Below are 25941 nucleotides of genomic sequence, written 5' to 3' on the forward strand. Positions count from 1 at the left end.
GCTCGAACGCATGAGCAGCACCACCATCCGACCGCTCCGCGCGGACGCCGAGCGGACCGTGCGGACGATCCTCGAGGCGGCCGAGCGGACCCTGAACCGGAACCCGGCCGCCACCATGGAGGAGATCGCGGCCGCCGCCGGCGTGGCCCGGACCACCGTGCACCGGCGGTTCGCCACCCGGGAGGCGCTGATCACCGCGATGTCGGAGTGGGCCACCCGGCAGCTCGCCCAAGCAGTCGACGACGCCCGGCCGGACACCTCACCCCCGCTGGTCGCGCTCTACCAGGCGACCGCGAACGTGCTCCGGGTGAAGCTCTCCTGGGGCTTCTCGATGAACACCTCTCTTGCCAAGGGCAACGAAAGCGAGCGGATCTGGAACGCTGTGGTCGACCGCTGCGACCAGCTCTTCCGCCGCCTCCAGGACGCCGGCGTACTGCGCGCCGAGGTCGACCCGGTCTGGGCCCGCCGTGTCTACTACGCCCTGATCCACGAGGTCTGCCAGGACCTCTCCACCACCAGCAACGAGACCACCGGCAGCGACCCGGACACCGACGCCCTCGCCACCCAGCTCATCGACACCCTCCTCCGTGGTACCGGCAGCCCGACGGCCCAGCTCTGAGCCGACCCGCTGACACGTCGAGCGAAGGGTTACCTAACTCGCTTAGGGTCGGGCTATGACGGAGCCTGTGCTGAACATCCCGTTCGATGACGCGTTCCGGTTCGACCCGTCGCCGACGTTCGAACAGTTGCGGGAGAACCGGCCGGTGGCGCGGGTTCGGACGTTGGCCGGGGCCGAGGTGTGGCTGGTGACCCGGTACAACGATGTTCGGATGGTGCTGGCGGATCCACGGTTCTCTCGGGCGGCCGTGGTGAAGCAAGGGGCACCGCGGGTCGCGTTGGCCAAGCCGATGCCGAACAGCCTCACCACGACCGATCCGCCCGAGCACACCCGGCTGCGGAAGCTGGTGTCGTCGACGTTCGCGCATCGGCGGATCGAGCGGACCCGGCCTTGGGTGGCGGCGTTGTCGGCGCAGCTGGCCGATGACGTCGCGGCCGCGGGTGATGGCGCGGACATCCGTCAACTGGTCGCACTGCCGTTGCCGATCCAGGTGATCTGCCAGCTGCTCGGGGTTCCGTACGAGGACCGCGAGCAGTTCCGCGAGTGGACCGAACTCGGGTACAGCATGCGGATGGCCGAGAAGGACCTGGTCGAGAACGCGATGACCGAGCTCACGGCGTACATCGAGGCGCTGGTCACCCGGAAGCTGGCGACCACCGATTGGCCGGCCGAGGACCTGCTGGACGAACTCGTCCGGGCCCGGGAGGAAGGCGATCGGCTCAGCCAGGACGAGCTGATCTCGTTCGGGGTCAACCTGCTCGTCGCCGGCCACGAGACGTCGGCGAACCAGATCTCCAGCTGCGTGGCCACGTTGCTGAGGTGGCCGGAGAACTGGGCCCGGCTGGTCGAGGACCACTCGCTGGTGCCGTCCGCGATCGAGGAACTGCTCCGGTTCAACCGGTTCTCGGAGGTCGGTCAGCTCCGCGTCGCGGTTGAGGACATGGAGTTGCACGGGGTCCAGATCAAGGCCGGCGAAGGCGTGATGGCGGCCTTGAACTCGGCCAACCGGGATCCGCGCGCGTACGAGGCGCCGGACGAGCTGCGGCTGGATCGCAAGGACAACAAGCACCTGTCGTTCGGCTTCGGGCCGCATTTCTGCCTGGGTGCCCAGCTCGCGCGGATCGAACTGCAGGAGTCACTACTCGCGTTGCTCCGGCGGTTCCCGAATCTGAGCCTGGCCAAGCCGGCCGAGGAGCTGGAATGGCGCCGCGTCCTGGTCAGCGGTCTCGCCGAACTTCCGGTGAACCTCGGCGAGACCGCTTGACGATCAGGACTTGGTGCTCGACACCAGCCCGTGCTCGGCGTCATACCGGGCGATGAAAGCGGCCGCGTCCTTCTCGGACGAAGCGATCGCGGCCGCCAGCGTCGCCGCCGTGCGCTCGCGGTTCTCCGGCCAGTCGGACAGCAACGCCCAGGCCCGCATCCGCTTCTTGTCCAGGTCACCACCGGTACTGCGGGACGTCGACGAACTCTTCGGACGGCTGGTCGAAGAAGAAGGAGAAGTGCTCGATGTCGTCCGCGCGGTCACTTCGCGCGCCACCACAGACGGCTCCTCGATCTTCACCGGCTCGGAGACAATCGGCTCGGCGTACCTCATCGGCTGGTCGACAACCGACGGCCGGGCTGTGACGACCGGCTCCGGGATGCCGGGACGCTCGACCGGGTTCGCCGGTGCGAACGGCGACGGCTCCTGCGGCGGCTTCACCACCGGCGACGCCTTCTGCTGCGGCTCAGCCGGGGCTTCCTTGATGGTCTCGTCCTCGACCACCTCGGCTTCGGCGACGGCTTCGGCGTTGCGGTCGTAGGGGAGGTAGTCGACGGCCATCAACTCGCCGGTCATCGCCTCGCCCCAGGCGTCCTCGTCGCGCAGGTTGACGCCGCTCTCCTCGGCCGGGCGGAGCTGGCGCGGTTTCGGCGGCTGGCCCTCGACCACCCAGACGGCCGCGCGCAGGTCGCTGCGGTCCTCGCGCTCGTCCTCCGGCTCCGGCGGCGGGGAGATCGCCCGGGTCAGCTTGCTGGTGATCACCTCGTAGTTGATCCGCTCCTCGAGCATCCCGGCCAGTCGATCCGGGTCGTACGTGGTCTCGGCGATCTTGGCCAGCCGCTCGTCCTGGTGCTCGGACCGGATGTACTCCGCGACGGTGCCGGCGATCGCGTTCCGCCGGGCCGCGTTGCGGACCTGCTCCCGGGCCGCGCGCAGGCTCTCGAACATCCCGAGGCCGTGCTCGATCGCCAGCGACCGGGCCAGCCAGGTGATCTTCGGCTCGCGCATCCACTGCACCACGCCGTACACGGGTCCGGTCTTGGCCATCTGCCCGGACCGGCGCAGCGCGTCGCGGCGGCGGGCGGAGCTGTGGATCAGCCAGAGCACGTAGGCGAACGCGGACAGGCCGCCAAAACCGAAGGCGAGGAACCGCTCCTCCGGCCGCCAGTGGCCGACCACGTTGAAGACGAGCGCGACGATCGCGGCGAACAGCGACATCGCGCGGTACGCGTAGGCCTGCTCACCCTTGCGGCGGCGCAGGTCGGCGAGTGCCGCGGTGGCGACACCACCGAGCTCGATGACGGCGACCGCGGGGGTGACGAGCGCGATCTTGAGGAAGGTCGAGAACCCTTCCTCCGGCCATGGGATGTGCGTGACACCGGCCCAGACCTGACCGACGAGGGCGGCCGTGGCGGCGGTGGCGTAGAAAGCGTAGGCGACCTTGTCCGCACCTGTCAGGGGTACGTTCTCAGGCTCGCCGGTACTGGTGGTGTTCTCCTGCAAGACGTGGTCTCCTGACCGGTTCGGGCTCTCCGGCAGTTCGTCGGTGGTGGCTGCACGAGGCTACCGGTTCCCAGGCCTCTGAGGGGAGGCGATTCGGGCAACGATTCCGTTCCTCCCCGGCAAACAGCAACTTCACACCTACGTCCCACATTTCGGAATGCGAATTCAGGGGCTCTGACACCCCTGTCACACGTAACCTCGGAGCCGTGATACCAACCCTCCGGTGTTTGCCCGATCCGGCTGCGTTGCGCGACCGGCTCGCGGATGTCTACGGCACCCCGTTCACGTCCTGCACATGCGCTAATCCGTTGGGAGACAGGGCTTTCGGCCGGGCCCCGAGGTCGGACTGCTCGAAGCGGGCGCAAACCGGAGCTGCCTTTCACCGACGAGCTGTACGCCGAATTCGGCCGGCTCGTGGCCCGTTTCCACAACGCCACGGACACCTTCTCGTCACCCTTTCCGCGACGGCCGTCGGTCTTCGCGCATCGGCTTGACGATCCACTGGCTGAGATGGGTCCGGTGCTCGGTTCCGCGGAGGAAAACCTGCTCCACGACCTGGCCACCGCAGTACGGAACAACGTTGCTAAGTACACCCATCCTCAGAGTGAACGGGGCCTGAGGGTGTACCAGCCGCGGCCGGTGCCGTAGAGCTCGGCCTGTACTGCCCAGGGGCCCTGGGTGGAGACCGCATCGGTGGTGGTGGCCGCCGGAGCCATCACGGCTCGGTCGGCGGACGCGGGGAGTGCGATGGCCGGGATGACGGCCGTGACGGACAGGGCCATGGTCGTGGCGGTGACGGCCGCGACGCGGCGGCGAGTGGCGCCGCCCCACAGGCCGGCGGTCCAGGTGGTCGGGCGGCGGGTCTTGGTCTGGACGTTCATCGGTCTACCTCCGGTTCGCTGCTTCGTGTTGCACCAAACCCTGGTGGCCGAACCTGTGAACGTCCTGTGCGGATCCGACGAGCCGGCTGGGAACGCCACATTCACAGCGTTCACCCAGGAACGACCCAGGAATCACCAGGACTGGGCTCACATAGTGGAAACATGAAGATGCCCACGTCGCTGACTGCACGGGTCGCCGGCGCGGTCGTCGTACTGGTGGCCGTGGTCAGCATCGTGATCAGCGCGCTGACCACCGCCGCGATCAGTTCCTACCTCACCCGCCAACTGGACACCAAGGTCTCGGCCTCCCACGATCGCGCGGTCGGCGCACTGAACAAGGGCGGACACGAAGCGTCCAAACCGCCGCCCGACATCGAGAACGCCCACGGCCAGGACGCCGGTACGGTGACCGTCTACCTCACCAACTCGGTTGCCAACGGCAACGTGATCACCCCGGCCGGCGAACTCGACCAGCTCTCGGCCCAGGTGATCGCCGCACTCGAACAAGCACCGGCCGGCACCACGTTCGTCACCATCGATCTGCCCGGGCTCGGCCAGTACCGCGTCCACGCCTCGACCGTCGACACCACGACGGTCATCACCGGCCTGCCCACCAAGGACATCGACGACACGCTGGCCAGCCTCGTCGGTTGGGAGGCGTTCTTCAGCGGGCTGGGCGTGGTCACCGCCGGCGGCGTCGCGGTGTTCGTCGTACGCCGCCAGCTGCGCCCGCTCCGCAAGGTCGCCCAAACCGCCCGGGCAGTGTCCGGAATCCCCTTGGCCACCGGCGAAATCGGCATGACCGCCCGGGTCCCGGACAAGCTGACGGACGAACGCACCGAGGTCGGCCAGGTCGCCGTCGCCCTCAACACCCTGCTCGGCCACATGGAACGCGCCCTGGACGCCCGTCATCGCAGCGAGCTCCAGGTCCGTCAGTTCGTCGCCGACGCCTCGCACGAACTACGTACTCCGCTGACCACCATCCAGGGGTACGCCGAGCTGAGCCTGCGCCGGCCGGATCCTGAGCAGCTCACGCATGCCATGGGCAAGGTGAAGTCCGAAGCGCACCGGATGGCCTCCTTGGTCGAAGACCTGCTCCTGCTGGCACGACTCGACGCCGGCCGCCCACTCGAACGCCGCCCGGTCGACCTCACCTGGCTGGCGATGGAGTCGGTGACCGACGCGCAGATCGTCGGTCCCGCCCACCGCTGGGCACTGGACCTCCCGGAGGAACCCGTCGTCGTCACCGGCGACGAACAGCGCCTGCACCAGGTGGTCACCAACCTGCTCAGCAACGCCCGCAGACACACGCCCGCCGGTACGACGGTGACGGTCGGCCTGCGCACCGACGACACCCGCCACTCGGCCGTACTCACCGTCCGCGACAACGGCCCCGGCATCCCGTCGGACCTGCAGCCGAACGTCTTCAAACGATTCAGCCGCGCCGACACGTCCCGTACGAGAGACTCCGGCGGATCAGGACTGGGCCTCTCGCTGGCCCAGTCCATCACCGAAGCTCACGGCGGCGCGATCGTGGTGACCTCCCACCCCGGCGACACCTGCTTCACCCTGTCGCTTCCCCGCTGACCAACGCCTTCTGGGCCTGTACTGCGAGCGAGGCGGCCCGGTCGTCGTCCGAGGCGCCGTCAGCGATCAGTACGGCGTACCGGAAGGTCAGGGTGGATCCGGGCTCGAACGGGAGCTCCTCGGAGAAGAAGGGCGCTGGGCAGACGGCGGCGAAGTCCTCCGAGCGGACGAACCACTGCGGTGGGTGCCGCGGGTTCTCACCGGCGTCGACGAAGAGCACGGTGGACGCGCGATCGGTGGTGTCGTGCTTGCCGGAGAAGCCCATCCACGCAGCCTTCTGACCACGCAACTCGTCGCCGCCACTGCCCTGCGGCGCGAGCACCGTGCCGCCGGTGAAGGAACGCGGGCCGCGCCAGAAGAGGCCGCCGTAGCCCGCGTTCTCACGACCCGCGGTGGTCGGGCTGCCGATCTGCACGGTCTCGTCGGAGACGTTCTTCATCGCGGTCCGGTAGAGCAGCACCCAGCCGTCGTCGACCAGGCGCACCTCCAGCGACCTGTCCTCGTCGACGACGTGCGCACCGGCCTGGGTGTGCCAGGACAGCTCGTGCCGGAAGGCGACCAGGTCGTCCGCGACGTCGAGGGCGGTGATCTTCTCGTGGTCCATCGACCCGTTGTTGTCCAGCTGCTTGTACCCGTGCTCCAGCGAGAAGGTCGACCCGCCCCAGAAGTTCTCGTGGCCGAAGTGCGGCAGCGACCAGGTGATGCCCTTGTGCCAGACGTGATCGTGCGGCCGGAACACGCTGACCAGGTCGCCGTCGAGGGTGCGCAGCGGATGGATGTACGGCCGCGGCGACTCCAGCTGTGGGTCGGTCGCCGCGTAGACATAGGTGAACAGCTCGGTCCCGCCGGCGGTGACCTGGATCGACCGGCCGACAGCGTGGTTGCAACCGAGGATTGTCGTCATCTATTCGAACTCCGTCTCTCGTAGATTCTTACTCCAAGGGGCGCCCAGCTCGCTGAAGAGCGACAAGGTCTCCGCCGCCTGCCCGACCCACTTGCCGACATCCAGCACGACCGGGTGACGCTGCGATCCTTCGGCTTGCCAGCTGATGAACTCCGCTTCGATCTCGGTCGGCGGCGGCGACGTCCGGACCGCCTCCAGCACCCGGGTGAATCCCCCGAGCTCGGCCAGCGGCGCGAACAACGGCACTCCCGGATCGGCGCGATGGGCGAGCAGGTTGCCGAGCAGATCCTCCCGCCCGTACTGCGTACTCGTGGTCCGCCCGTCGATCGTGACCTCCAGCCGGTCCGACGGATACCGCAGTACGGCGCGTCCGTCCGAACCGTGCACGATGATCGTGGGCTCGATCCCGGGTTCTTCCGCGCACAACGTGAGCGCCGACAGGATCGTCGTACCGCGGGCCGTCCGGATCCGGACCGTCGAGGTGTCGTCGGCCTCGATCGGGTTGGCCCGGTACAACTCGGTTTCCACCGACACGATCTGGTCGGCCGGGCCGGAGCCGTCGATCAGCAACGCGGTCGCCGAAGCATGCGCGAACGCGTTGGTGACAGCGCCGTCCACCACGGCGACCCCGTCGAGCATCCGGCGGCCGGCCCAGCGGGCCCGCTGCCAGTACTCCTGGGTCCGGATCCAGGTGCCGACGGCACCTATCCCCCGAACCTCACCTAACTTGCCGTCGGCAACCAGATCGGCCAGCCCCCGGGCGGCCGCCGAGCCGTGCACCTGGAAGCCGACCTGACAGGCACGCCCGGTCTCGTCCACCACCGCCAACAGGTGCTCGAATTCCGCCAGCGATGCCGTCGGCGGCTTCTCCAGCAGGACGTCGGCGCCCGCCCGCAACGCCAGCTCGGCCAGCGGAACGTGGGTTTGGATCGGAGTGCTGATGACGACGACGTCTACCTCGGTTGCTGCTAGCAACGAGGCGAGGTCCGGAAAGGTCGCAGTCCCAACCGGATCGGCGACGGCGACCAGCTCTACCTGGCCGTCCGCCGCCAACCCGGCGACCCGTCGTACGTGCGAGGCGCCGTGGCCGTGCACGCCGGCCACGGCGACCCTTGGGAGCTGCACTACTTAAGCTCCCCGTTGACCTCGTCGATGAACCCCTGCGCCGCCTTGTCCGGCGTCTGCCGGCCGAACAGCACCTCGGTGGTGTAGCGCTGGATGATCTTCTCCACCTGGCCGCCACCCACCGGCGGCGCCGGCGACGGGTTGCCGAGCTCCTTGCCGATGTCCTGGATGAACTTGGCCGAGGCGGCGTCGGCCGGCGCCAGCTTCGGCGTCACCGCCGCGCGGATCTCGGTGTTCGGCGGCACGCCCCGCTCGGCCAGCAGGATGCTGCCGGCCGCGGTGCTGTTGGCCAGGTAGTTCACGAACTCGGCCGCTTCCTTCTGGTGCTTCGACCGCGACGAGATCGACCAGAACATGGATCCCTTGTAGTAGGAGCCGTTCGCGCTGGCCTTGCCCTCGACGCTGGGCACCCGGAGCAGCTTGAGCTCCTGGCCGGCCGCCTTGCTCATGGCGTTCAGCTGGTTGCTCCACATCCAGCTCATCGCCAGCTTGCCGGTCGCCATCGCCCCTTGGTCGAGGGCGGCGTTCATGTCCTGCGAGACGAACTCCGCCGACGGGATGGCCTTGGCGTCCCGCAGCTTCAGCAGGTTCTGGTAGAACGCGGTCACCTGGCCGGGCGAGACGCCGAGCTTGCCGTCCGGGGTCCACAGCGACTCGCCGTGCTGGCGGGCCCACAGGTTCAGCGCGGCCTCGTTGGTGCCGGGCGCGCCGGTCCCCCAGCCCTTGCCGTTCAGCTTGGTGCTGAGCTCGGCGGCGATCCGGTTGTAGTCGTCCCAGGTCCAGGTGGTGTCGTCCGGAAGGGCCACGCCGGCGGCCTTGAAGACGGCCGGGTTGGCCACGATCGCGAACGAGTTGATCCCGGCGTTGAGCCCGTACAGACCACCGTCGAACTCACCAGCGCTGAGGGTGTCGTTCTCGAACTTGCCGGTGTCCAGCCCCTCGGCCTTCTTCAGGTCCAGGAGCGCGCCGCGGTCGGCGTACTCGCGCAGGTACTTCTCGTCCATCTGGATGATGTCCGGCGCGTCGTTCGCGGCGACCGTGGTGGCGAGCTTGTCCCAGTACCCGGACCACTCGCCGAACTCACCCTTGATCTTCACGTTCGGGTGGTCCTTCTGGTAGGCGTCGATCGCCTGCTGGGTCAGCTTGGTTCGGGTGTCGCCACCCCACCAGGTGAACCGGAGCGTGACCTCGCCGTTCGCGGAGCCACTGTCGCCACCGGAGTCACCGCCGCAGGCACTGGCGGCCAGGAGGGTGGTGGCGATCGCGACGGCGGCCAGTGCCCGCAGGCGCCGGCCTGCGGTGGGTGGGATGAGCGGCCTCATGATGTGCACCTTTCAGGGAGTTACTTGATGCCGGTGGTGGCGATGCCCTTGATCAGGAACCGCTGGCCGAGCAGGAAGGCGAGGAAGATCGGGACGAGGGAGACGACCGACATGGCGAACATCGAGCCCCAGGAGGATTCCGCGGTCGCGTCGACGAACGACCGCAAGGCCACCGGGACGGTGTACATCTTCGGATCGGTCAGGTAGATCAGCTGGCTGAAGAAGTCGTTCCAGGTCCAGATGAACGTGAAGATAGTGGTGGTGGCCAGGGCCGGCACCATCAGCGGCAGGATCACCCGCAGGAAGATCCCGGCCCGGCCACAGCCGTCGATCCGGGCCGCCTCGTCCAGTTCGCGCGGGATGCCGCGGATGAACTGCACCATCAGGAAGACGAAGAACGCGTCTGTGGCCAGGAACTTCGGAATGATCAGCGGCAGGAACGTGTTGATCCAGCCGGCCTGCGAGAACAGGATGTACTGCGGCACGATCACCACGTGGATCGGCAGCATGATGCTCAGCAGCATGATCGCGAACCAGAACTTCTTCCCGACGAACTCCAGCCGGGCGAACGCGTACGCCGCCATCGAGCACGACACCAGGTTGCCCAGAACGGCGCCCAGCACCACGGCCGCGGAGTTCAGCAGGTAGCGGGTGAACGGCTCGGTCAGCGCGTTCCAGCCGAGCCGGTAGTTCTCGATCCGCAGGTCCTTCACCAGCAGACCGGGCTCGCGGAAGATCTCGTTGCCCGGCCGCAGTGAGCTGACCACCATCCAGATCAGCGGGTAGAGCATCACCAGGGCGGAGGCCGCCAGGGCGACGTGGATCACCAGCGGCCGGACCCGGGCCCAGCTGACGCCGACGGACCGGCGCGCGGCCACCGTGCTTCGAATCGTCTCAGTCGTCATAGAACACCCAGTACTTCGAGGCGAAGAAGTTCGCCGCGGTGAAGGCCCCGATGATCACGAGCAGGAACCACGCCATCGCGGAGGCGTAGCCCATGTCGAAATTGCCGAAGCCCCGGTCGTAGAGGTAGAGCGTGAAGAACATGGTCGAGTCCGACGGCCCGCCGGTGCCCCCGGAGACGACGAACGCCTGGGTGAACGACTGGAACGCGTGGATGATCTGCAGCACCAGGTTGAAGAAGATGATCGGCGTGAGCAGCGGCAGCGTGATGCGGAAGAACCGGCCCAGTACGCCGGCACCGTCCACGGACGCGGCCTCGTAGTACATCGTCGGGATCTGCCGCAGGCCGGCCAGGAAGATCACCATCGGCGAGCCGAACGTCCACACGTTCAGCACCACCAGCGTTCCCAGCGCCGTACTGGGATCGGAGATCCAGCCCTTGCCGTCGATCCCGACCAGGGCGAGCACCTGGTTCAGCAGGCCTTCGGTGCCGAACACCTGGCGCCACAGGATCGCGATCGCGACACTCGAGCCGAGCAGCGACGGCAGGTAGAAGATCGAACGGTAGAACGCCATCCCGCGCACTCCGCGGTCCAGCACGACGGCGAGCAGCAGGGCGACCGCCAGTTGCAGCGGCACCGAGACGAACACGTAGGTGAACGTCACCCGCAGCGAGTTGTGCAGCCGCTCGTCGGACAGCATCCGGGTGAAGTTCTCGAACCCGATCCACTCCGGCGCCTGGATCAGGTTGTAGTCGGTGAAGGCCAGGTACAGCGACGCGATCATCGGGCCGATGGTGATCGCGAACAGCCCGAGCAGCCAGGGCGACAGGAACAGGTAGGCGGCGAGGTTGTCTTTCTTCTGGCCGGCCGGCTTCTTCCGGCCGAGGGCGCTCAGTTCGCCCAGCGCGCTCATACTTTCTTACCTCCGGAAAGCTGGCCGGGTCGGGGACAAGTTCCGGACAAACTGGGGGAAAGCGCTTGCCCTGGCCGGTCAAGCTAGCCCACAGAACCGGTTCAGACAAGACCCTGTCCGGATGTCCGGCGACCGGTTGCGGACATGTTGCGAAGTCTTGACAGGACAAAGTCCGGAAGCGACAGTACTGGGCATTTGGCAACCGCTTGCCCGATCTTCTGGAGGTCCCGATGCAGCGCCGTACCTTCCTCGCCGGGTCGTTGACGACCCTGTCCCTCGCCGCGTTGAATCCGTCCATGGCCCGGGCTGACGAAGCGGTTGACGAGGAGTTCCTGGCGCTGTTGACCACCGCGAACGAGGCCCAGGTCGCGCTGGTGCTCGGCATTTACCAGAACGCCGCCGACAGCGTCCGCACCGTCGCGCGAAAGGGTCGCCGCCTGGTCGCGGCGTACACCTGGGGTCGGTCGAAGTACCACCACGACGCGTCGCTGCTCGCGCCGCTCGAGTACCTGGTGAACCGGTTGGCGGAGCTGCAACACGACGACGGCCTGTACGACGTGGGCAACCTGCACTCGCCGCCGGACAGTTCGTTCGCGATCCAGGACGTCTGCATGATCTGGGGCCTGCTCGACGCCGACGACCAGCCGGCGACGCAACCGCATCGCGTAGTGCTCGAACGCGTACTCCGCAAGGCCGGGCCGGCCCTCGCGTCCGGTGGCGTGCACACGCCCAACCACCGTTGGGAGATCGCCGCCGCGCTGGCCCGGACCCATCACCTCTTCCCCGACCGCCGGTACGCCGCACGCATCGACGACTGGCTCGACGAAGGCATCGACGCGACCCCGGACGGGATCTACAGCGAGCGCAGTTCGACGTACGCCTCGGAGGTCACGAACCACTGCCTGCTGACCGTCGCCTGGTTGCGCGGCAAGCCCGAACTCGTCGACTACGTCCAGCGCAACCTCGACGCGACCCTGTACTTCCTCGAGCCGAACGGTGAGGTCGACACGGTCGCGTCCCGGCGGCAGGACCAGAACCGGATCCGCGAGGTCTGGTGGTACCTGACCCAGTTCCGCGAACTCGCCCTGCACGCCGGCGACGGCCGGTTCTCGACCGTTGCCAAGGACATCGAAAAGCGCGGGACCGGTGAGCTCGGCGACTTCCTCGCCGAGGTGCTCGAACGACCGGAACTGGCGGCGGTCCTACCGACTCCGAAGCCCGCACCCACCGACTTCGTCCAGCACTTCCCGTCCCAGGCCTCGGCCCGAATCCGGCGGGAGACGCGCACCGCGTCGGTTTTCGGTGGGACCGACTTCCACGACATCCCGGTGATCGCGTCCGGGCTGTCCACCAACCCCACGTTCTTCAAGCTCCGGAACGGCGCGGCGATCCTGGACTCGGTCCGCCTGTCGCCGGTTTTCTTCAGCACCGGCCACTTCCGCAGCAACGGCATGCGTCGTACCAGCGCGAACACTTACAAGCTCGAACAGGAAGTGAAAGTCCCGTACCACCTCCCGCTACCCAAGCGGTACCGGCGTGCCGACGGTATGTACGCCCTCACCCTGGACGGTCGTTTCTACGCGTCGATGGACTTCCCGCATCGGCCGAAGCAGTTCCGGACGCTGCGGACCGAGGTGACGGTCGTTGAACTCGGCAACGGCTTCGACGTAACCTTCGACCTCGACGGCGACGAGACGGCGTACGCGATCGAGCTGTGCTTCCGGCGCGGTGGGACCCTGGCCGGCGTCCAGGCACTCGATGCCGCCGACAACTATCAGCTCGTCGACGGCACCGGTTCGTACACCGTCGGCACCGACCGGATCGAGTTCGGCCCCGGCACCGGCGCCACCCGGGTCACGATGGACCCGGGCGAGCGCTACACCTATCTCGGCGGCAGTCTGACCCCCGACGGCCACCGCATCTACCTCACCGGCCGAACCCCAACCCGCTACACGCTCCAACTGCGGACTTCCTGACTCAGCCCTCCGTCCGGACGGTGGTTGCGAGGACTCCGGGGTGGGGGATGCGGAGGACGTGGACTCGGCGGCGTTGGTCGCGGAGGTAGGTGCGGGTGGACGTGGAGAGGGAGACCGCGAGTGCGGCGGACCAGGTGATCGTGATGGTGGTCGGGCCGCGCCTGATGGTGAGGCCGGTCGCGGTCGCGGTACGGGACTCGTTGTAGGGCACGCGGGTGCCGTCGTCGAAGGTGACCTCGTCGCCGGGGTGGAGGACGAGCGGGATCTGTTCGGTCGCTGCGGAGGTCGCGGTGACGCGGCGGGTGACGGACGAGTTGCCGATCACCAACTCGGTCACGACGGACGAGTCGGTGGTGCGGTAGCGGACGAGGTCGTTCGACGGGTACTCGGCGACCAGGTCGCCGTTCGAGTCGGGTCGGCCCGCGTGGACCGTTCCCCAGCAGCCGGTGGTCGTCTGCTGGGAGTGGATCACCGTGCCAGCGCGGGGATGCCAGAGGAACCCGGTGCCGGCCTTGACGATGCTGCCCGGTCGCTTGCCGAAGAAGGCGCCCAGATAGAACCCCGGCCGGCGGATGTACAGGTAGTCCTGGTTCTCCACTTTGTCGCGGCGGAGCTCGGTGAAGGTGTCCTTTCGCAGGTAGGGGACGCGTGCGATCGCGCGCTGCTTCGCCGCCTCGGTCGGCAGAGCTTCGCCGAAGGGCGCGTGCGCGATGATGCGGGGCGAGGTGTCCTGCTTGGCCAGTGGTGGGACCGGAGCCGGATCCGCTGCCCACGCCGCCCGGGTCGCCGCCCGGCCCTCGCGCGAGGTGAAGAACGCCCCGAGGTCCGGTACGGCAGGGATGAACATGCTGCCCAGGTTCGTTCGGTCCGGGTCGGGCACCACGTCGTCGTAGTACGCGGTGGAGGTCCGGTCGGAGACCGCGTAGTACGTGAGCCAGCCGGAGCCGTCGGGTTCGCGGAGCAGGTTGTGGCCGAACCAGTCGGTGAACCTGCGGGTCATCGTCACGAGTGCGGGGTTCTTCGTGTGCAGGTAGAGCTCCGCCATCTCGGGGAGCATCACCTCGAAGTTGTAGTTGATGTCCATCCCGCGTGGGTCGTAGAAGAATCCGGCCGGGCTCTGCGACCAGCGTTCGACGTACCGGATCCGTTCCTGCAGGCGTTCCCAGAGCACCCGGTCCGGGAGGAGTCGCAGGGTGAGCGCGGAGCCGGCGACACCGGCCACGGCCTGGTTCGTGTACTGGAACGGGTCGTCCCAGACCACGGTGTTCGCGGGGTCGAGGTACCACTCGACACCCTTGCGCAGGGCAACTTCCAGCTCGCGCCGGCGCTGCGGGAGCGCGCCGGCCTGGCGGAGATTGGCGAGCGTCTTGGCGAGATACCCGAGACCGAATCCGCTGGATGCCTTCCCGCGTTCAGCCGGCGCGTACTCCGGCCACGAGCCGTCCGGGTTCTGCAGTTTCAGATAGTGCTGCAGCGCCGCATCCAGCCGGCCCAGCAGGGCAGGCTCCCGGTAGTACGGGTTCCAGGCGCGCCGATTGGCGTAGAACCAGCTCAACGTGAACACGTGCTCCTGGACGCGCGCGTTGAACGGCTGCGCGGGCGTCCGCCACCACCCGCCGGCCATGAACCCGTACGTCGCGGGGTCGGTGTCGACGATGTCGTTCGCCATCGGCGCGAGGATCACCAGGTACCCCGCGAACCGCTGCTCGAGCGGTGCGAACAACCGCCGATCCGGTGCACCGGCGGGAAGATTGGGCACCATCGGCAATCCGGCGGCCGCCGCACGGGCCGGCAACGTCATCGCCGGCAACAGACTGGCACCGGCCGTACCAAGCAAGAGGGAACGGCGATTCAAAGACATGGGCGGGCTCCAAGGGGGTCAGCGGATCTTCAGGAGGGTGAACTCGGGGTCGGGCACCGTTCGGCCGGTTCGTACGTCGGCGACGGCGGCTCCCCATTGGGTGAACTCGGGCGTCTTGTCGCGATAGCCCCGATTGCCGCGGAAGGTGATCCGCCGGGAGTCGCGCAGGCCCACGCCGTACGGGTAGGGGCCGAGGACGGTGGCGACGCGGAAGAAGACCGAGTTCGCGAACAGCAGATCGTGGCACTGGTCCAGCTCGACGGCCTGCGAGCGCCAGCCGTAGATGTGGTCCTCCGTCTGCAGGCCGAGGAACTGCCAGTTCGCGACCCGTCGCAGTACCACCTCACGTTGACCGAACCGGGGGTGTTGCGGGCGGTGTCGAGTCCCAGTCCGTGCACGATGTTGCGGCCGCCGAGCGGTGTCTCGATCAACGCGCGCGGATGCTCCGGATCGTTGAAGGCGCCATCCGGGATCCGCAACCACGTCTGCCGCGGATGCAGGCCGATCAAGTTCGACCGCCGACCCAATCGCAGTGTCCCGCTGCGCACCGCCGAACCGGACCGCGATCGCGTCCGGGTTGCCCGGCCCGATCATGAGGTCGAGATTCATCAACCCGGAGCCGAACGTGTCATTGTTGGCGTAGGCGATCGGCCCACCAACGGGTCGACGCCGGAACGAGAACAGGTCGCGCCGCACCCCAGCGGCGTACCCCGGGCTGTCCTCCGCCAGCACGAACCGCGGCCGCTGCTTGCCGAAGCCGATGATCCGGACCGAGTCGTACACGTCGATCGGCGCCGACAACCGGTACGTCCCGGGCGGCACGAGCACGACCCCGCCACCGTCGCCCAACGGGAACCCGCGCACCCCGCCGAGGATGTCGCCCAGCCTGTTCGCGATCCCACGCCGCGACGCCTCGTCAACAGCCGCCTGTAGTGCGACCGTGTCGTCCCCCACCCCGTCGCCGTGCACCTCGAACCGCCGGCTGATTCCGTGGGAACTGGTCATCGAGATCTCCTCACCGATCCGACCCTGGTGCCGTGAGTTTCGTGGGCGCGAAACCGGACGGTCAAGATCCTGGCGCTGCTAATCCGCATTACCACTGACGACCAGCTCTTGACGAGCCTCGAACCGCCGAGCTACGGTTCCGGCCACGACGCAGGCAATGCGTATTACCGCAACCGATCCAGAAGGGGTGACGATGCCGGACAGGGTCACCACCAGGCTCACCCAGCGCGATATCGCCCGGTTGGCGAAGGTCAGCCAGACGACCGTCTCGCTGGTGCTGAACAATCGCGTCGAGGCCTCGGCCCGGATCCCGGCCGCGACCCGCGACCGGGTGCTGAAGGTGATCCGGGAGACCGGCTACGTGGCCGATCCGCTGGCCCGGCGGATGCAGCAGCAGCGCAACCAGATCCTCGGGGTGTTCACCTACGAGTCGGTGTTCCCGAGCGCCAGCGGCGACTTCTACCACCCGTTCCTGGCCGGTATCGAGGACTGCGCGGAACAACTCGGCTGGGACCTGCTGCTGTTCACCAGTGCTCCGGTGACCGAGGGCCGGCGGCAGATCTTCCACCAGAACAACCGGCTCCGGATCGCCGACGGCTGCCTGCTGCTCGGTCGTCGGATACCGGCCGAGGAGCTGAGCCGGCTGATCGCCGAGGAGTACCCGTTCGTCTCGGTCGGCCGCCGCGACGAGGCCGGCGCCCCGGTCCCGTACGTCGGGGCCGACTACGCCGCGGCGACCGCCACGGTGGTGGAGCGGGCGAAGGCGCTCGGGCATCGCCGGATCGCGTTCGTCGGTCCGGGCGTCGGCGCCGAGTCTTCGGCCGATCGGCTGCGCGGGTTCCGCCAGGCCGCCGGTCCGCGGGCACGACACGAACCGACCGGTGATCGCAACCCGGCCGACGTGCTCGACACCCTGCTCGACCAGCGGATCACGGCCGCGTTCGTCGAGGATCGCGCCGACGCGGTCGCTCTGGTGGACGCGGCCGCGGCCGGTGGGATCGACGTACCGGCTGAGCTGTCCGTGATCGCGCTCGGTGATCCGACCAGGCCGGCCGATACCGACATCGACTTCAGCGGCTTCCACGTCCCGCGCCGGGAGATGGGCCGGCAGGCGACCGAGTTGCTGGAAGCCATCCTGAGCGGTCAGGCCGAAGCCGGATCGCAGCGGCTGATCCCGTGCGAACTGGTCGACGGCACGACGCTGACAACACCGAAGGGGTCCTAGATGCAGACCGATGTGCTGATCGTCGGCGGCGGGCTCGGCGGGATCGCCGCCGCCCTCGCCGCCCTCCGAGCCGGTCGATCGGTGGTGATGACCGAGGAGTTCGACTGGATCGGCGGTCAGCTGACCAGCCAGGCGGTGCCGCCCGACGAGCACAGCTGGGTGGAGCAGTTCGGGATCACCGCGTCCTACCGCGCGCTGCGGGAAGGCATCCGCGACTACTACCGGCGGCATTACCCGCTGACCGAGGCGTCTCGTGCCGCGGCTGGCCTCAATCCGGGCGCGGGGTACGTGTCCAAGCTCTGTCACGAACCGCGGGTCGCTCTGGCCGTGCTGGAGTCGATGCTCGCTCCGTACCGCGCGAGCCGTCGGTTGCAGGTACTCCAGCCGTACAAGCCCGTCGCGGCCGAGACCGATGGCGACCGCGTGACCGCTGTGACCGTGCAGCACCGCGATACGGCCGACCAGGTGACGTTGACGGCGCCATACATCCTCGACGCGACCGAGACCGGTGAGCTCCTGCCGCTGACGGGCACGGAGTACGTGACCGGCTTCGAATCGCAGGCGATGACCGGGGAGCCCAGTGCGCCGGCGGAGGCGCAACCGCTGAACATGCAGGCGGTGTCGTTCTGCTTCGCGGTCGACCACGTCGACGGCGACCAGGTCGGTGACAAGCCGGCGAACTACGCGTTCTGGCGGAACTACCAGCCGTCCTTCTGGGGCGACCGGCTGCTGTCCTGGAACGCACCGGATCCGCGCACGCTGGAGATCTCGCGGCGGACGTTCACGCCCAATCCCGACGACGATCCGCTCGCGGTGGTCGCGGACCAGCGGCGTACCGGTGGGGACACGAACCTGTGGACGTTCCGGCGGATCGCGGCCCGGCGGCACTTCCTTCCGGGCGCGTACGAGAGCGACATCTGCCTGGTGAACTGGCCGATGATCGACTACTTCGAGGGCCCGGTGTTCGACGTCCCGGACGCGGCCGCCCACCTGGCCGGCGCGAAGGAGTTGTCCCAGGCCGTCCTGTTCTGGCTGCAGACCGAGGCCGGCTACCCGGGACTGCGGCTGCGGGGCGATCTGCTCGGCTCGGCCGACGGGTTGGCGCAGGCGCCGTACATCCGGGAGTCCCGCCGGATCGAGGCGGAGTACACGATCGTCGAGCAGGACCTCGCGGTCGCGGTCCGCGGCGACCAGGGCGCGGTCCGGTACGACGACAGCGTGGGCGTCGGCATGTACCGGATCGACCTGCATCCGTCCACCGGCGGCGACAACTACATCGACGTGGCGAGCAGCCCGTTCCGGATCCCGCTCGGGGCGCTGATCCCGCGGCGGGTGGAGAACCTGCTGCCCGCGAACAAGAACCTCGGCACCACGCACATCACCAACGGCTGCTACCGACTGCACCCGGTCGAGTGGAACGTCGGCGAGGCCGCTGGGCTGCTCGCCGCGTTCTGCCTGGACCAGGGCGTCAGCCCGCGCGCGGTCCGCAACACCCCTGCTCTGCTCAGCGACTTCCAGGCACGACTGGTCGCCCAGGGCGTCGAACTGAGCTGGCCGGCCATCGCAGGCTACTGAGTACCGGCTACTGATGGAGGACTGAGAGATGAAACTCCGCACGCTGACCGCGGCCGGCGTGGCCGCAGCCCTACTCGCGCTGGCCGGCTGTGGCGGCGGCTCCGAGAACTCCGGCGCTGACGGTCCGATCGACCTGAGGATGACGATCTGGAGCGCGAACGCCAAGCACGCCGCGCTGTTCGACCAGATCGCCGCCGCCTACAAGAAGGATCACCCGGAGATCGGAAAGATCACCTTCGAGGCGATCCCGATCGACAACTACACCACCACGCTGACCACCCAGATCGGCGGCGGCAACGTCCCGGACCTGGCCTGGATCCTGGAGAGCACCGCACCGGACTTCGTCACCTCGGGTGCGCTGGCGCCGATCGACAAGGACGCCGATCTGTTGCCCAGCGCAACGGCCAACTGGGAACAGGACGGACAGCTGTACGCCTACCCGTTCTCCACCTCACCGCTGGGTGTCTTCGTCAACACCGACCTGGTGACGGCGGCCGGACGACCGACCCCGGCCCAGCAGATCGCCGCCGGCACCTGGAACTGGGAGCAGGCCGCCGCCACCGGCGCCGCGGTACAGGCGAAGACCGGCAAGGGCGGCATCGTGGTCGGCGACTTCGACTTCAAGGGCTGGGACACGCTGAACTCGATCTGGGCCGGCTGGGGCGCGCGGCCGTGGAGCGAGGACGGCAAGAGCTGTGGGTTCGACAGTCCCGAGATGGTCGACGCGATGACGTTCGTCCACAAGCTGGTCTTCACCGACAAGGCGATGCCCGGGCCGGGTGTGACGAAGGACTTCTACGCCGGTGACGCCGCGATGGTGCTGACCCAGATCAGCCGCGCGGCCCTGCTGGAGAAGGCGAAGTTCAAGTGGGACCTGGTTCCGCTGCCGAAGGGGCAGGCCGGCGAGTACTCCGTCGTCGGGCAGGCCGGGATCGGTGTGCTGAAGAGGGGTGAGCACGTCGACGCGGCCAAGCAGTTCCTGGCCTACTTCACCAACCAGGAGAACTCGGCGAAGCTGGCGCAGTTCTTCCCGCCGCCGCGCAAGTCGCAGCTGACCACGGAGACCCTGGCCAAGGCGAACCCGCTGCTGAAGCCCGCCCAGCTGCAGAGTGTGGTGATCGACGGGATCGAGCGTGGTGACATCAAGACCAGCCACACCGGCTACGCCGAACTGCAGCAGACCGTCCGCGCCGCGCTGGATCCGCTCTGGAAGCCGGATGCCGATGTGAAGGCCGTGCTGTCCGGTGTCTGCGCCAAGATCAACCCGCTGCTTAGCAAATGACCTTGCTCGCCGAGAAGCCGGCATCGGTCCTGCGGCGCCCGCCCGAGCGGGCGCCGTACTGGACCATGCGGCGGCGCGACCAGCTGGCCGGCTGGCTGATGGTCGCGCCGCAGCTGGCCGGGATCGTTGCCTTCGTCATCGTTCCGCTCGGGCTGGTGGTCTGGTACAGCCTGCACGAGTGGAACGTGCTGGCCGGCACCTTCGACTACGTCGGCGGCGAGAACTACCAGGCCCTGCTGGACGATCCACGGCTCGGTCCCGCGCTACGGGCGACCGGGCTGTTCTCCGCCGGCCTTGTGGTGCTGAACCTCAGCCTGGCGTTGTTCCTCGCGGTGCTGCTGAACCAGAAGCTGCGTGGCACGGTGGTCTTCCGGACACTGTTCTTCTCGCCGGTCGTGGTCACGCTGGTCGCGTGGACGATCGTCTGGGGCTTCCTGCTCCAGGACAACGGCGGGATCAACGGATTCCTCGACCTGGTGGGGATCGACGGGCCGAACTGGTTGCGTGGCGACACCACCGCGATGATCTCGGTGATCGTGGTGCAGCTGTTCAAGAACGTCGGCCTCAACATGGTGCTCTTCCTCGCTGCCCTGCAAGGCGTGCCGGCCGAGCTCTACGAGGCGGCCCGGATCGACGGCGCGTCGGCGTGGGCTCGCTTCCGGCGGGTGACGGTGCCGTTGATCAGCCCGACGATCCTGCTCACCTCGATCCTCACGATCGTGGGCTCGCTGCAGGTCTTCGCGCAGATCGCCGTCCTGACCCAGGGCGGTCCGGGTACGTCGACGACCGTGCTCGTCTACTACCTGTACCAGCAGGCGTTCCAGTTCCATCACTTCGGGTATGGCGCGACGATCTCGCTGCTGCTCTTCGTCATCGTGCTCGCGCTGACCGTCCTGCAGTGGCGGATGCGGAAGAGGTGGGTGTTCCATGAAGCTTAAGTTGACCGTGTACGCCGTACTGCTGGTGTGCTGCGTGCCTTTCGTCTTCCCGACCTGGTGGATGGCGACGACCTCGCTCAAGCCGGTGAACGAGATCTTCGCGTTCCCGCCGGCCCTGTGGCCGCGGGATGCGACGCTGGACGCGTACCGGCAGGTGTTCGAGTTGCAGCCGTTCGCGCAGCAGTACGTGAACAGCCTCTACATCGCGATCGTGGTGACAGCCGGGACACTGGTCGTCTCGTCGCTCGCCGGATACGCGTTCGCCCGGGTGCCGTTCCGCGGCTCCGGCGTGGTCTTCGTGATCGTGCTGGCCGGACTGCTGGTGCCGAACGAGGTGACGATCATCCCGCTCTACCGGATGTTCGACGGCCTCGGCCTGGTGAACACGCACTGGCCGCTGATCCTGATCCCGATCCTCGGCGCTCCTAGCGTGCTGGCCACGTTCATCATGCGGCAGTTCTTCATCACCCTGCCACGCGAACTCGAGGAGGCCGGCCGGGTCGACGGCCTCGGCCGGTTCGGCCTGTTCTGGCAGGTCTCCCTACCGCTGGCCAAACCGGCGATCGGGGCCGTCGCGATCTTCACCTTCCTGCACAGCTGGAACCTGTTCCTCGAGCCCATCGTGTTCCTGTCCAGCAAGGAGAAATTCACCATCCCCCAGGCCCTCACCCAGTACGTCGACGCCTACGGCGGCGCCCTCTGGAACGTCCAGCTCGCGGCGGCAACCATGTCGGCCCTACCCGTCCTGATCGTCTTCGTCCTGGCCCAACGCCAGTTCGTCGAAGGCCTAGCCCAAGCCGGCCTGAAGGGCTAGCTGTTGGGCCGCGTGGAAAAATGGACTCCCATGCAGAGACGGGGAGCAGAGTGAGCTTTCACGCGGCGGTTTTCATTGCGGTCAGCCTGGACGGATTCATCGCCCGCGCGGACGGGTCGATCGACTGGCTGACCGAGCGCGGCAAACAGGCCGGCGAGACCGGCTACGACGAGTTCATGGGCACGATCGACACCGTGGTGATCGGCCGCGCGACGTACGAGCAGGTCCTCACCTTCGGCTTCTGGCCGTACGAGGGCAAACAGGTGGAGGTGCTCAGCGGCACGCTCGCGCCCGACGTGGACGAGCGGATCATCGTGCACCGCACCATCGACGGCCTGGTCGAGACGCTCACCGACCGCGGCGCCAAACGGGTCTACGCCGACGGCGGCCAGGTGATCCAGACCTTCCTGCGCGAGGGGCTGCTGAACGAGCTCACCATCACCACCGTCCCGGTCCTGCTCGGCGGCGGCATCCGGCTGTTCGGCGACCTCGGCGGCGACACCCGGGACATCCCGCTCACCCACAACGCCACCCGCACCCTGAACGCCGGCTGCGTCCAGTCCGACTACACCATCCGCCGCCCAGGAACCTGAGCTCAGAGGTCGAGATGCACTGTCTGGCCCGGACCGCTGCCGCGGGTTTGGGCACCTTGATCTGTTGAGCCAGGCGGCAAGGTCCGGTCGCCCGGGCGCTCCGGATTCAGCCCCGCCCTGACCGCGTTGGCCAGCTCGATACTTTCCTTGATCGCCTTGTCCACCTCCGGCTCGGACTCGTCGAACCCCCGGCCGAGCTCCTGCAGGTTTTCGCGAACGGCTGTCGCGTCGGCGTTCACGCCGGTGTGCGCATCCTTCACCGTGTCGGCCGCCTGGCCCTTGTCCTCGGTGTCGAGCGAGGCGTCCTGAAGGGTCTTGAGTTTGCCCCTGGCGGCTTCGACTCGATCCTGGGCCATCGTCAGACTCTCGCCGGCCTGCTGCATCGCCTCGCCGAAACCGGTGAGAGTCTTCCGCAACCGACCGGCCTCCGCCTGGTGGTCCGCGGAGAGCTCGGGCATCTTGCCGAGCTCGTCCAGTGCCGTGCTGCCCACCCTGACCGCGGTCCGGCCCTTGTGCAGCTCGTCGACGAGTTCCTCGATCGCGCCACTGACCTTCTGCAGATCCGCGCGGAGGGTATCGGCCTCGATGATGGCGTTCCGGAAGTGCGGACCCATCTCCTCCGCGTTCGCCGACTCACGGATGTCGTCGGCTTTCGTCGACAGGTAGGCGATCTCGTCCTCGCGCCGTTCGAGCTGCTTGTCGACGCCGACAGTGCCCTCCGCGGCGCTCATGATCGCCGTGCGTGCCTTGGTCAGCGCGGTGATGGCGTCCTCGGTCAGGTTTTCGGCCCGCTGCGCCTGCTCCGGAGTGACGCTCATCGCTCGGACTCGTTCGCCTGGGTACCACCAGCGGTTTGTTCGTCGTCGGCCGCCAGCGCCCGCCTGAGGATGTCGCCTGCTTCGCGCACATGGTTGCGCGCGGCCCGCAAATCCTGATCCGGTCCCTGGGCCTCCGGCACCTGCTCGATCGGCTGATCTGTCACGCCCCCACCCTAATTGATTGGCCATCGGCGGCCAGACGGGGCGAGAATCGATCCTTGTGCCCAGGCCCCGGAGGTTGTTCGCGGATGTGACTCCGCTGCGGGAGTCGGTGGAGTTCCGCTGGTTGTGGGCCGGGCAGGCGTTGTCGTCGATCGGCAGCATGATGACCGGGGTCGCGGTCGCGATCCAGGCCTACGACCTGACCGGTTCCTCGGTCGCGGTCGGTTTCCTCAGCCTGGCGAGCCTGATCCCCACCCTGCTGCTCGGCCTGTTCGGCGGCTCGATCGCGGACGCCGTCGACCGCCGCCGGCTCGTACTCCTCACCAGCACCGGCCTGATGCTCGTCGCGTTCCTGTTCGCGGTCCAGGCCCTCCTCGATCTCCGCCAACTCTGGCTGCTCTATGTCCTGGCCGCCGTGGCCGCCGCCCTGGGCGCGATCGACACCCCTGCCCGGCGGACCTTCATTCCCCGCGTCCTGCCGATCAAGTTGTTGCCCGCGGCAGCGGCTCTGAGCCAGTTGTCCTTCCAGGTCACGATCATCGCCGCGCCCCTGCTGGCCGGCGTACTGATCGCCTCGGTCGGCCTCGAAGCCGCGTACGCCGTCGACGCGATCACGTTCATCGCAGTGTTGATGAGCGTCCGCCGGCTGCCGCCGATGAAGCCCGAGGGAGGCGGCTCCGCGTTCGGCGTACGGTCCGTCGTCGAGGGCGTCCGGTACGCCGTACGGCATCCGCTGATCGGCATGATCTTCCTGATCGACCTGAACGCCACGGTCCTCGCCATGCCGACCGCACTGTTCCCCGCCCTGGCCGACACCCATTTCGGCGGCGGACCACAGACCGTCGGCTACCTGTACGCCGCGATCGGTGCCGGCGGCATCATCGCCGCGACCCTCTCCGGCCCACTCGGCCACCTCCGCCACCAAGGCCGCGCAATGCTCATCGCCGTCGCGATCTGGGGCGCCACCATCGGCTCGGTCGCCCTCACCGACCACCTCTGGCTCGCCGTACTCCTCCTGGCAACCGCAGGCGCCGCCGACATCATCACCACGGTCTTCCGCGCCACCATCCTGCAGGCCAACACCCCCGACGACCTCCGAGGCCGCCTCAACTCCCTCGACTTCATCATCGGCCTGGGCGGCCCCAACCTGGGCAACCTCCGAGCCGGCACCACCGCCGGCCTCCTAGGTCCCCTCCCCGCCCTACTCCTAGGCGGCACCCTCTGCGTCGCCGGCACCCTCGCCCTAACCGCCGCCTCCAAACCCTTCCGCAACTACAACGCCCACCCCACCGACCCCCACGACTTGGCCCCCTGACCACAGCGGCAACCTCGGACAGGAAACGGGTACCGCGGACAGGAAATACCTTGTCCAAGGCCCCCATATGGTGTTCAAGGTCGGCCTCTCTCGGATGCTCCACTCACCCACGAAATGGGACGCCGCTAAGCCCGCAGTCGGGACCTTGAACATGTACTGGGGACCGCAGACACCAACAGTTCCTGTTCGAGGTCCCCGGTTGGTGTTCACGCATGCCCCGGCGTACCGGCGTTCCGGCGTGCTCAGCAACTCCGGGGTGGGTTTGGCCGCTCTGAGCCAAAAAACACCCCGGTCGCGGCGAAGAAACACTCCCCAGTTCTGATTCCCGGCAGACACGCTGGGCCACGGCCAATGGGCGCTGAACGCGGCGTCAGCGGTGGGTGAGGAGGTGGGCGGCGTCGGGGGCCCAGTAGGTGAGGATGGTGTCGGCGCCGGCTCGGCGGATTGAGGTGAGGGTTTCCAAGATGGCTCGTTCGCGGTCGATCCAGCCGTTGGCGGCCGCGGCTTCCACCATCGCGTATTCGCCGGAGATGTTGTACGCCGCGACGGGGACGTTCACGTGGTCGCGGACCTGACGGATGATGTCGAGGTACGCCAGGGCGGGCTTCACCATGACGATGTCGGCGCCTTCGGCAAGATCGAGGTCGACCTCGCGGATCGCCTCGCGGGCGTTCGCACCGTCCTGTTGGTATGTCTTGCGGTCGCCCTTCAAGGACGAGTCGACGGCTTCGCGGAAGGGGCCGTAGAAGGCCGACGCGTACTTGACCGCGTACGCCAGGATGACCGTGTCCAGGAATCCGGCCGCGTCCAGAGCTGTCCGGATCGCGCCGACCTGGCCGTCCATCATCCCGGACGGGCCGACCACGTGTGCACCCGCGGAGGCCTGGGCAACGCCCATCTCCGCGTAAATCGAAAGCGTCGCGTCGTTGTCCACCCGGCCGGAGGAGTCGAGTACGCCGCAGTGGCCGTGGGAGGTGAACTCGTCGAGGCACAGGTCCGACATCACCAGCAGGTCGTCACCGGCTTCGCTGACCGCGTCCCGGATGGCGACGTTGAGGATGCCGTCCGGGTCGACTGCACCCGAGCCGATCTCGTCCTTCGACGAGGGGACGCCGAACAGCATCACCCCGCCGAGGCCGAGCTGGACGGCTTCGGCGACGGCCTTGCGCGCGGTGTCGCGGGTGTGCTGGTAGACCCCCGGCATCGAGCTGATCGCGATCGGCTCGCGGGCGCCTTCCCGGATGAACATCGGCAGGATCAGCTGCCGCGGTTCGAGCGTGGTCTCGGCGACCAGCCTGCGCATCGCCGCGGACGACCGAAGCCGCCGTGGCCTGACCTCCGGGAAACCGGCCAT

General features: G+C 68.0%; 23 protein-coding genes. 11 read left to right on the forward strand and 12 right to left on the reverse strand.

Annotation, left to right across the window (positions count from 1 at the left end):
* Positions 1-10: 10 nt before the first annotated feature.
* Positions 11-619: a TetR/AcrR family transcriptional regulator gene (locus tag EV643_RS32210; protein ID WP_133803958.1), complete on the forward strand. Its 609-nt coding sequence runs from the start codon at positions 11-13 to the stop codon at positions 617-619.
* Positions 620-674: 55 nt separating this feature from the next.
* A complete protein-coding gene (locus EV643_RS32215) occupies positions 675-1883 on the forward strand; it encodes a cytochrome P450 (protein WP_133803959.1) in 1209 nt (402 codons plus the stop codon).
* Between the two features lie 3 nt (positions 1884-1886).
* Here EV643_RS32215 and EV643_RS32220 read toward each other — a convergent pair whose 3' ends face one another.
* Together EV643_RS32220 and EV643_RS32225 are read right to left on the reverse strand one after the other, a co-directional pair.
* Entirely contained in the window at positions 1887-3386 is a 1500-nt protein-coding gene (locus tag EV643_RS32220) for a hypothetical protein (RefSeq protein ID WP_133803960.1), read from the reverse strand.
* 599 nt (positions 3387-3985) lie between these two features.
* Positions 3986-4267, reverse strand: a complete 282-nt coding sequence (locus EV643_RS32225) for a hypothetical protein (RefSeq protein WP_133803961.1) — start codon at positions 4265-4267, stop codon at positions 3986-3988.
* A gap of 162 nt (positions 4268-4429) precedes the next feature.
* Between EV643_RS32225 and EV643_RS32230 the strand changes: the two genes are divergently transcribed.
* Positions 4430-5854 (forward strand): sensor histidine kinase, encoded by a 1425-nt coding sequence (locus EV643_RS32230; RefSeq protein ID WP_133803962.1) that lies wholly within the window; start codon positions 4430-4432, stop codon positions 5852-5854.
* Here the strand turns inward: EV643_RS32230 and EV643_RS32235 are convergent.
* Genes EV643_RS32235 through EV643_RS32255 form a run of 5 tightly spaced genes read right to left on the reverse strand, consistent with a single transcriptional unit; the run spans position 5832 to position 11023 of the window.
* Positions 5832-6758 (reverse strand): DUF6807 domain-containing protein, encoded by a 927-nt coding sequence (locus EV643_RS32235; protein WP_133803963.1) that lies wholly within the window; start codon positions 6756-6758, stop codon positions 5832-5834. The genes EV643_RS32230 and EV643_RS32235 overlap by 23 nt on opposite strands.
* On the reverse strand, positions 6759-7883 hold the full coding sequence (locus tag EV643_RS32240) for a Gfo/Idh/MocA family protein (protein WP_133803964.1): 1125 nt from the start codon (positions 7881-7883) through the stop codon (positions 6759-6761). It lies immediately after the preceding gene.
* Complete coding sequence (locus EV643_RS32245) at positions 7883-9205, reverse strand: ABC transporter substrate-binding protein (protein WP_133803965.1); 1323 nt, start codon at positions 9203-9205, stop codon at positions 7883-7885. The genes EV643_RS32240 and EV643_RS32245 overlap by 1 nt, the downstream gene beginning before the upstream one ends.
* Positions 9206-9225: 20 nt before the next feature.
* Positions 9226-10110 (reverse strand): carbohydrate ABC transporter permease, encoded by an 885-nt coding sequence (locus EV643_RS32250; protein ID WP_133803966.1) that lies wholly within the window; start codon positions 10108-10110, stop codon positions 9226-9228.
* Complete coding sequence (locus EV643_RS32255) at positions 10100-11023, reverse strand: carbohydrate ABC transporter permease (protein ID WP_133803967.1); 924 nt, start codon at positions 11021-11023, stop codon at positions 10100-10102. Before EV643_RS32255 ends, EV643_RS32250 begins: the two co-directional genes overlap by 11 nt.
* A gap of 230 nt (positions 11024-11253) precedes the next feature.
* On the opposite strand from EV643_RS32255, the gene EV643_RS32260 reads away from it, so the two are divergent.
* The gene (locus EV643_RS32260) at positions 11254-12999 is read left to right on the forward strand and encodes a hypothetical protein (RefSeq protein WP_202869857.1); all 1746 of its coding nucleotides are present in this window, start codon (positions 11254-11256) and stop codon (positions 12997-12999) included.
* A 1-nt stretch (position 13000) separates the two neighbouring features.
* Here the strand turns inward: EV643_RS32260 and EV643_RS32265 are convergent, their stop codons facing one another.
* Together EV643_RS32265 and EV643_RS32270 are read right to left on the reverse strand one after the other, a co-directional pair.
* Positions 13001-14860, reverse strand: a complete 1860-nt coding sequence (locus EV643_RS32265; RefSeq protein ID WP_133803968.1) for a hypothetical protein — start codon at positions 14858-14860, stop codon at positions 13001-13003.
* An 18-nt stretch (positions 14861-14878) separates the two neighbouring features.
* Positions 14879-15865: a glycosyl hydrolase family 28-related protein gene (locus EV643_RS32270; RefSeq protein ID WP_202869858.1), complete on the reverse strand. Its 987-nt coding sequence runs from the start codon at positions 15863-15865 to the stop codon at positions 14879-14881.
* Between the two features lie 193 nt (positions 15866-16058).
* Between EV643_RS32270 and EV643_RS32275 the strand changes: the two genes are divergently transcribed.
* From EV643_RS32275 to EV643_RS32300, 6 genes are read left to right on the forward strand one after another with little or no spacing between them, the layout of a single operon-like run.
* Positions 16059-17090, forward strand: coding sequence for a LacI family DNA-binding transcriptional regulator (locus EV643_RS32275; RefSeq protein WP_133803969.1), 1032 nt, complete (start codon positions 16059-16061; stop codon positions 17088-17090).
* The gene (locus EV643_RS32280; RefSeq protein ID WP_133803970.1) at positions 17091-18665 is read left to right on the forward strand and encodes an FAD-dependent oxidoreductase; all 1575 of its coding nucleotides are present in this window, start codon (positions 17091-17093) and stop codon (positions 18663-18665) included. It begins immediately after the preceding gene.
* Between the two features lie 28 nt (positions 18666-18693).
* Positions 18694-19947 (forward strand): ABC transporter substrate-binding protein, encoded by a 1254-nt coding sequence (locus EV643_RS32285; protein ID WP_133803971.1) that lies wholly within the window; start codon positions 18694-18696, stop codon positions 19945-19947.
* The gene (locus EV643_RS32290) at positions 19944-20885 is read left to right on the forward strand and encodes a carbohydrate ABC transporter permease (RefSeq protein WP_133803972.1); all 942 of its coding nucleotides are present in this window, start codon (positions 19944-19946) and stop codon (positions 20883-20885) included. Before EV643_RS32285 ends, EV643_RS32290 begins: the two co-directional genes overlap by 4 nt.
* Entirely contained in the window at positions 20875-21699 is an 825-nt protein-coding gene (locus tag EV643_RS32295; RefSeq protein WP_133803973.1) for a carbohydrate ABC transporter permease, read from the forward strand. The genes EV643_RS32290 and EV643_RS32295 overlap by 11 nt, the downstream gene beginning before the upstream one ends.
* 50 nt (positions 21700-21749) lie before the next feature.
* On the forward strand, positions 21750-22292 hold the full coding sequence (locus EV643_RS32300) for a dihydrofolate reductase family protein (protein WP_133803974.1): 543 nt from the start codon (positions 21750-21752) through the stop codon (positions 22290-22292).
* Between the two features lie 2 nt (positions 22293-22294).
* Here the strand turns inward: EV643_RS32300 and EV643_RS32305 are convergent, their stop codons facing one another.
* Positions 22295-23110 (reverse strand): hypothetical protein, encoded by an 816-nt coding sequence (locus EV643_RS32305; RefSeq protein WP_133803975.1) that lies wholly within the window; start codon positions 23108-23110, stop codon positions 22295-22297.
* Positions 23107-23274, reverse strand: coding sequence for a hypothetical protein (locus EV643_RS44380; protein WP_166665655.1), 168 nt, complete (start codon positions 23272-23274; stop codon positions 23107-23109). The genes EV643_RS32305 and EV643_RS44380 overlap by 4 nt, the downstream gene beginning before the upstream one ends.
* Positions 23275-23360: 86 nt before the next feature.
* Here EV643_RS44380 and EV643_RS32310 point away from each other — a divergent pair, with 86 nt between their 5' ends.
* A complete protein-coding gene (locus EV643_RS32310) occupies positions 23361-24587 on the forward strand; it encodes an MFS transporter (protein ID WP_238165942.1) in 1227 nt (408 codons plus the stop codon).
* A 370-nt stretch (positions 24588-24957) separates the two neighbouring features.
* Here EV643_RS32310 and hemB read toward each other — a convergent pair whose 3' ends face one another.
* Positions 24958-25941, reverse strand: coding sequence for a porphobilinogen synthase (hemB, locus tag EV643_RS32315; RefSeq protein WP_133803977.1), 984 nt, complete (start codon positions 25939-25941; stop codon positions 24958-24960).

This window comes from Kribbella caucasensis, assembly GCF_004361855.1.
In the GTDB taxonomy this organism is placed as follows: domain Bacteria; phylum Actinomycetota; class Actinomycetes; order Propionibacteriales; family Kribbellaceae; genus Kribbella; species Kribbella caucasensis.

What these genes read in the sequence shown, in the direction of transcription:
- EV643_RS32210 (WP_133803958.1), top strand. Translation starts at nt 11, where the DNA reads ATGAGCAGCACCACCATCCGACCGCTCCGCGCGGACGCCGAGCGGACC.
- EV643_RS32215 (WP_133803959.1), top strand. Translation starts at nt 675, where the DNA reads ATGACGGAGCCTGTGCTGAACATCCCGTTCGATGACGCGTTCCGGTTC.
- EV643_RS32225 (WP_133803961.1), bottom strand. Translation starts at nt 4,267, where the DNA reads ATGAACGTCCAGACCAAGACCCGCCGCCCGACCACCTGGACCGCCGGC.
- EV643_RS32230 (WP_133803962.1), top strand. Translation starts at nt 4,430, where the DNA reads ATGAAGATGCCCACGTCGCTGACTGCACGGGTCGCCGGCGCGGTCGTC.
- EV643_RS32235 (WP_133803963.1), bottom strand. Translation starts at nt 6,758, where the DNA reads ATGACGACAATCCTCGGTTGCAACCACGCTGTCGGCCGGTCGATCCAG.
- EV643_RS32245 (WP_133803965.1), bottom strand. Translation starts at nt 9,205, where the DNA reads ATGAGGCCGCTCATCCCACCCACCGCAGGCCGGCGCCTGCGGGCACTG.
- EV643_RS32250 (WP_133803966.1), bottom strand. Translation starts at nt 10,110, where the DNA reads ATGACGACTGAGACGATTCGAAGCACGGTGGCCGCGCGCCGGTCCGTC.
- EV643_RS32255 (WP_133803967.1), bottom strand. Translation starts at nt 11,023, where the DNA reads ATGAGCGCGCTGGGCGAACTGAGCGCCCTCGGCCGGAAGAAGCCGGCC.
- EV643_RS32260 (WP_202869857.1), top strand. Translation starts at nt 11,254, where the DNA reads ATGCAGCGCCGTACCTTCCTCGCCGGGTCGTTGACGACCCTGTCCCTC.
- EV643_RS32265 (WP_133803968.1), bottom strand. Translation starts at nt 14,860, where the DNA reads ATGTCTTTGAATCGCCGTTCCCTCTTGCTTGGTACGGCCGGTGCCAGT.
- EV643_RS32270 (WP_202869858.1), bottom strand. Translation starts at nt 15,865, where the DNA reads ATGACCAGTTCCCACGGAATCAGCCGGCGGTTCGAGGTGCACGGCGAC.
- EV643_RS32275 (WP_133803969.1), top strand. Translation starts at nt 16,059, where the DNA reads ATGCCGGACAGGGTCACCACCAGGCTCACCCAGCGCGATATCGCCCGG.
- EV643_RS32280 (WP_133803970.1), top strand. Translation starts at nt 17,091, where the DNA reads ATGCAGACCGATGTGCTGATCGTCGGCGGCGGGCTCGGCGGGATCGCC.
- EV643_RS32285 (WP_133803971.1), top strand. Translation starts at nt 18,694, where the DNA reads ATGAAACTCCGCACGCTGACCGCGGCCGGCGTGGCCGCAGCCCTACTC.
- EV643_RS32290 (WP_133803972.1), top strand. Translation starts at nt 19,944, where the DNA reads ATGACCTTGCTCGCCGAGAAGCCGGCATCGGTCCTGCGGCGCCCGCCC.
- EV643_RS32295 (WP_133803973.1), top strand. Translation starts at nt 20,875, where the DNA reads ATGAAGCTTAAGTTGACCGTGTACGCCGTACTGCTGGTGTGCTGCGTG.
- EV643_RS32305 (WP_133803975.1), bottom strand. Translation starts at nt 23,110, where the DNA reads ATGAGCGTCACTCCGGAGCAGGCGCAGCGGGCCGAAAACCTGACCGAG.
- hemB (WP_133803977.1), bottom strand. Translation starts at nt 25,941, where the DNA reads ATGGCCGGTTTCCCGGAGGTCAGGCCACGGCGGCTTCGGTCGTCCGCG.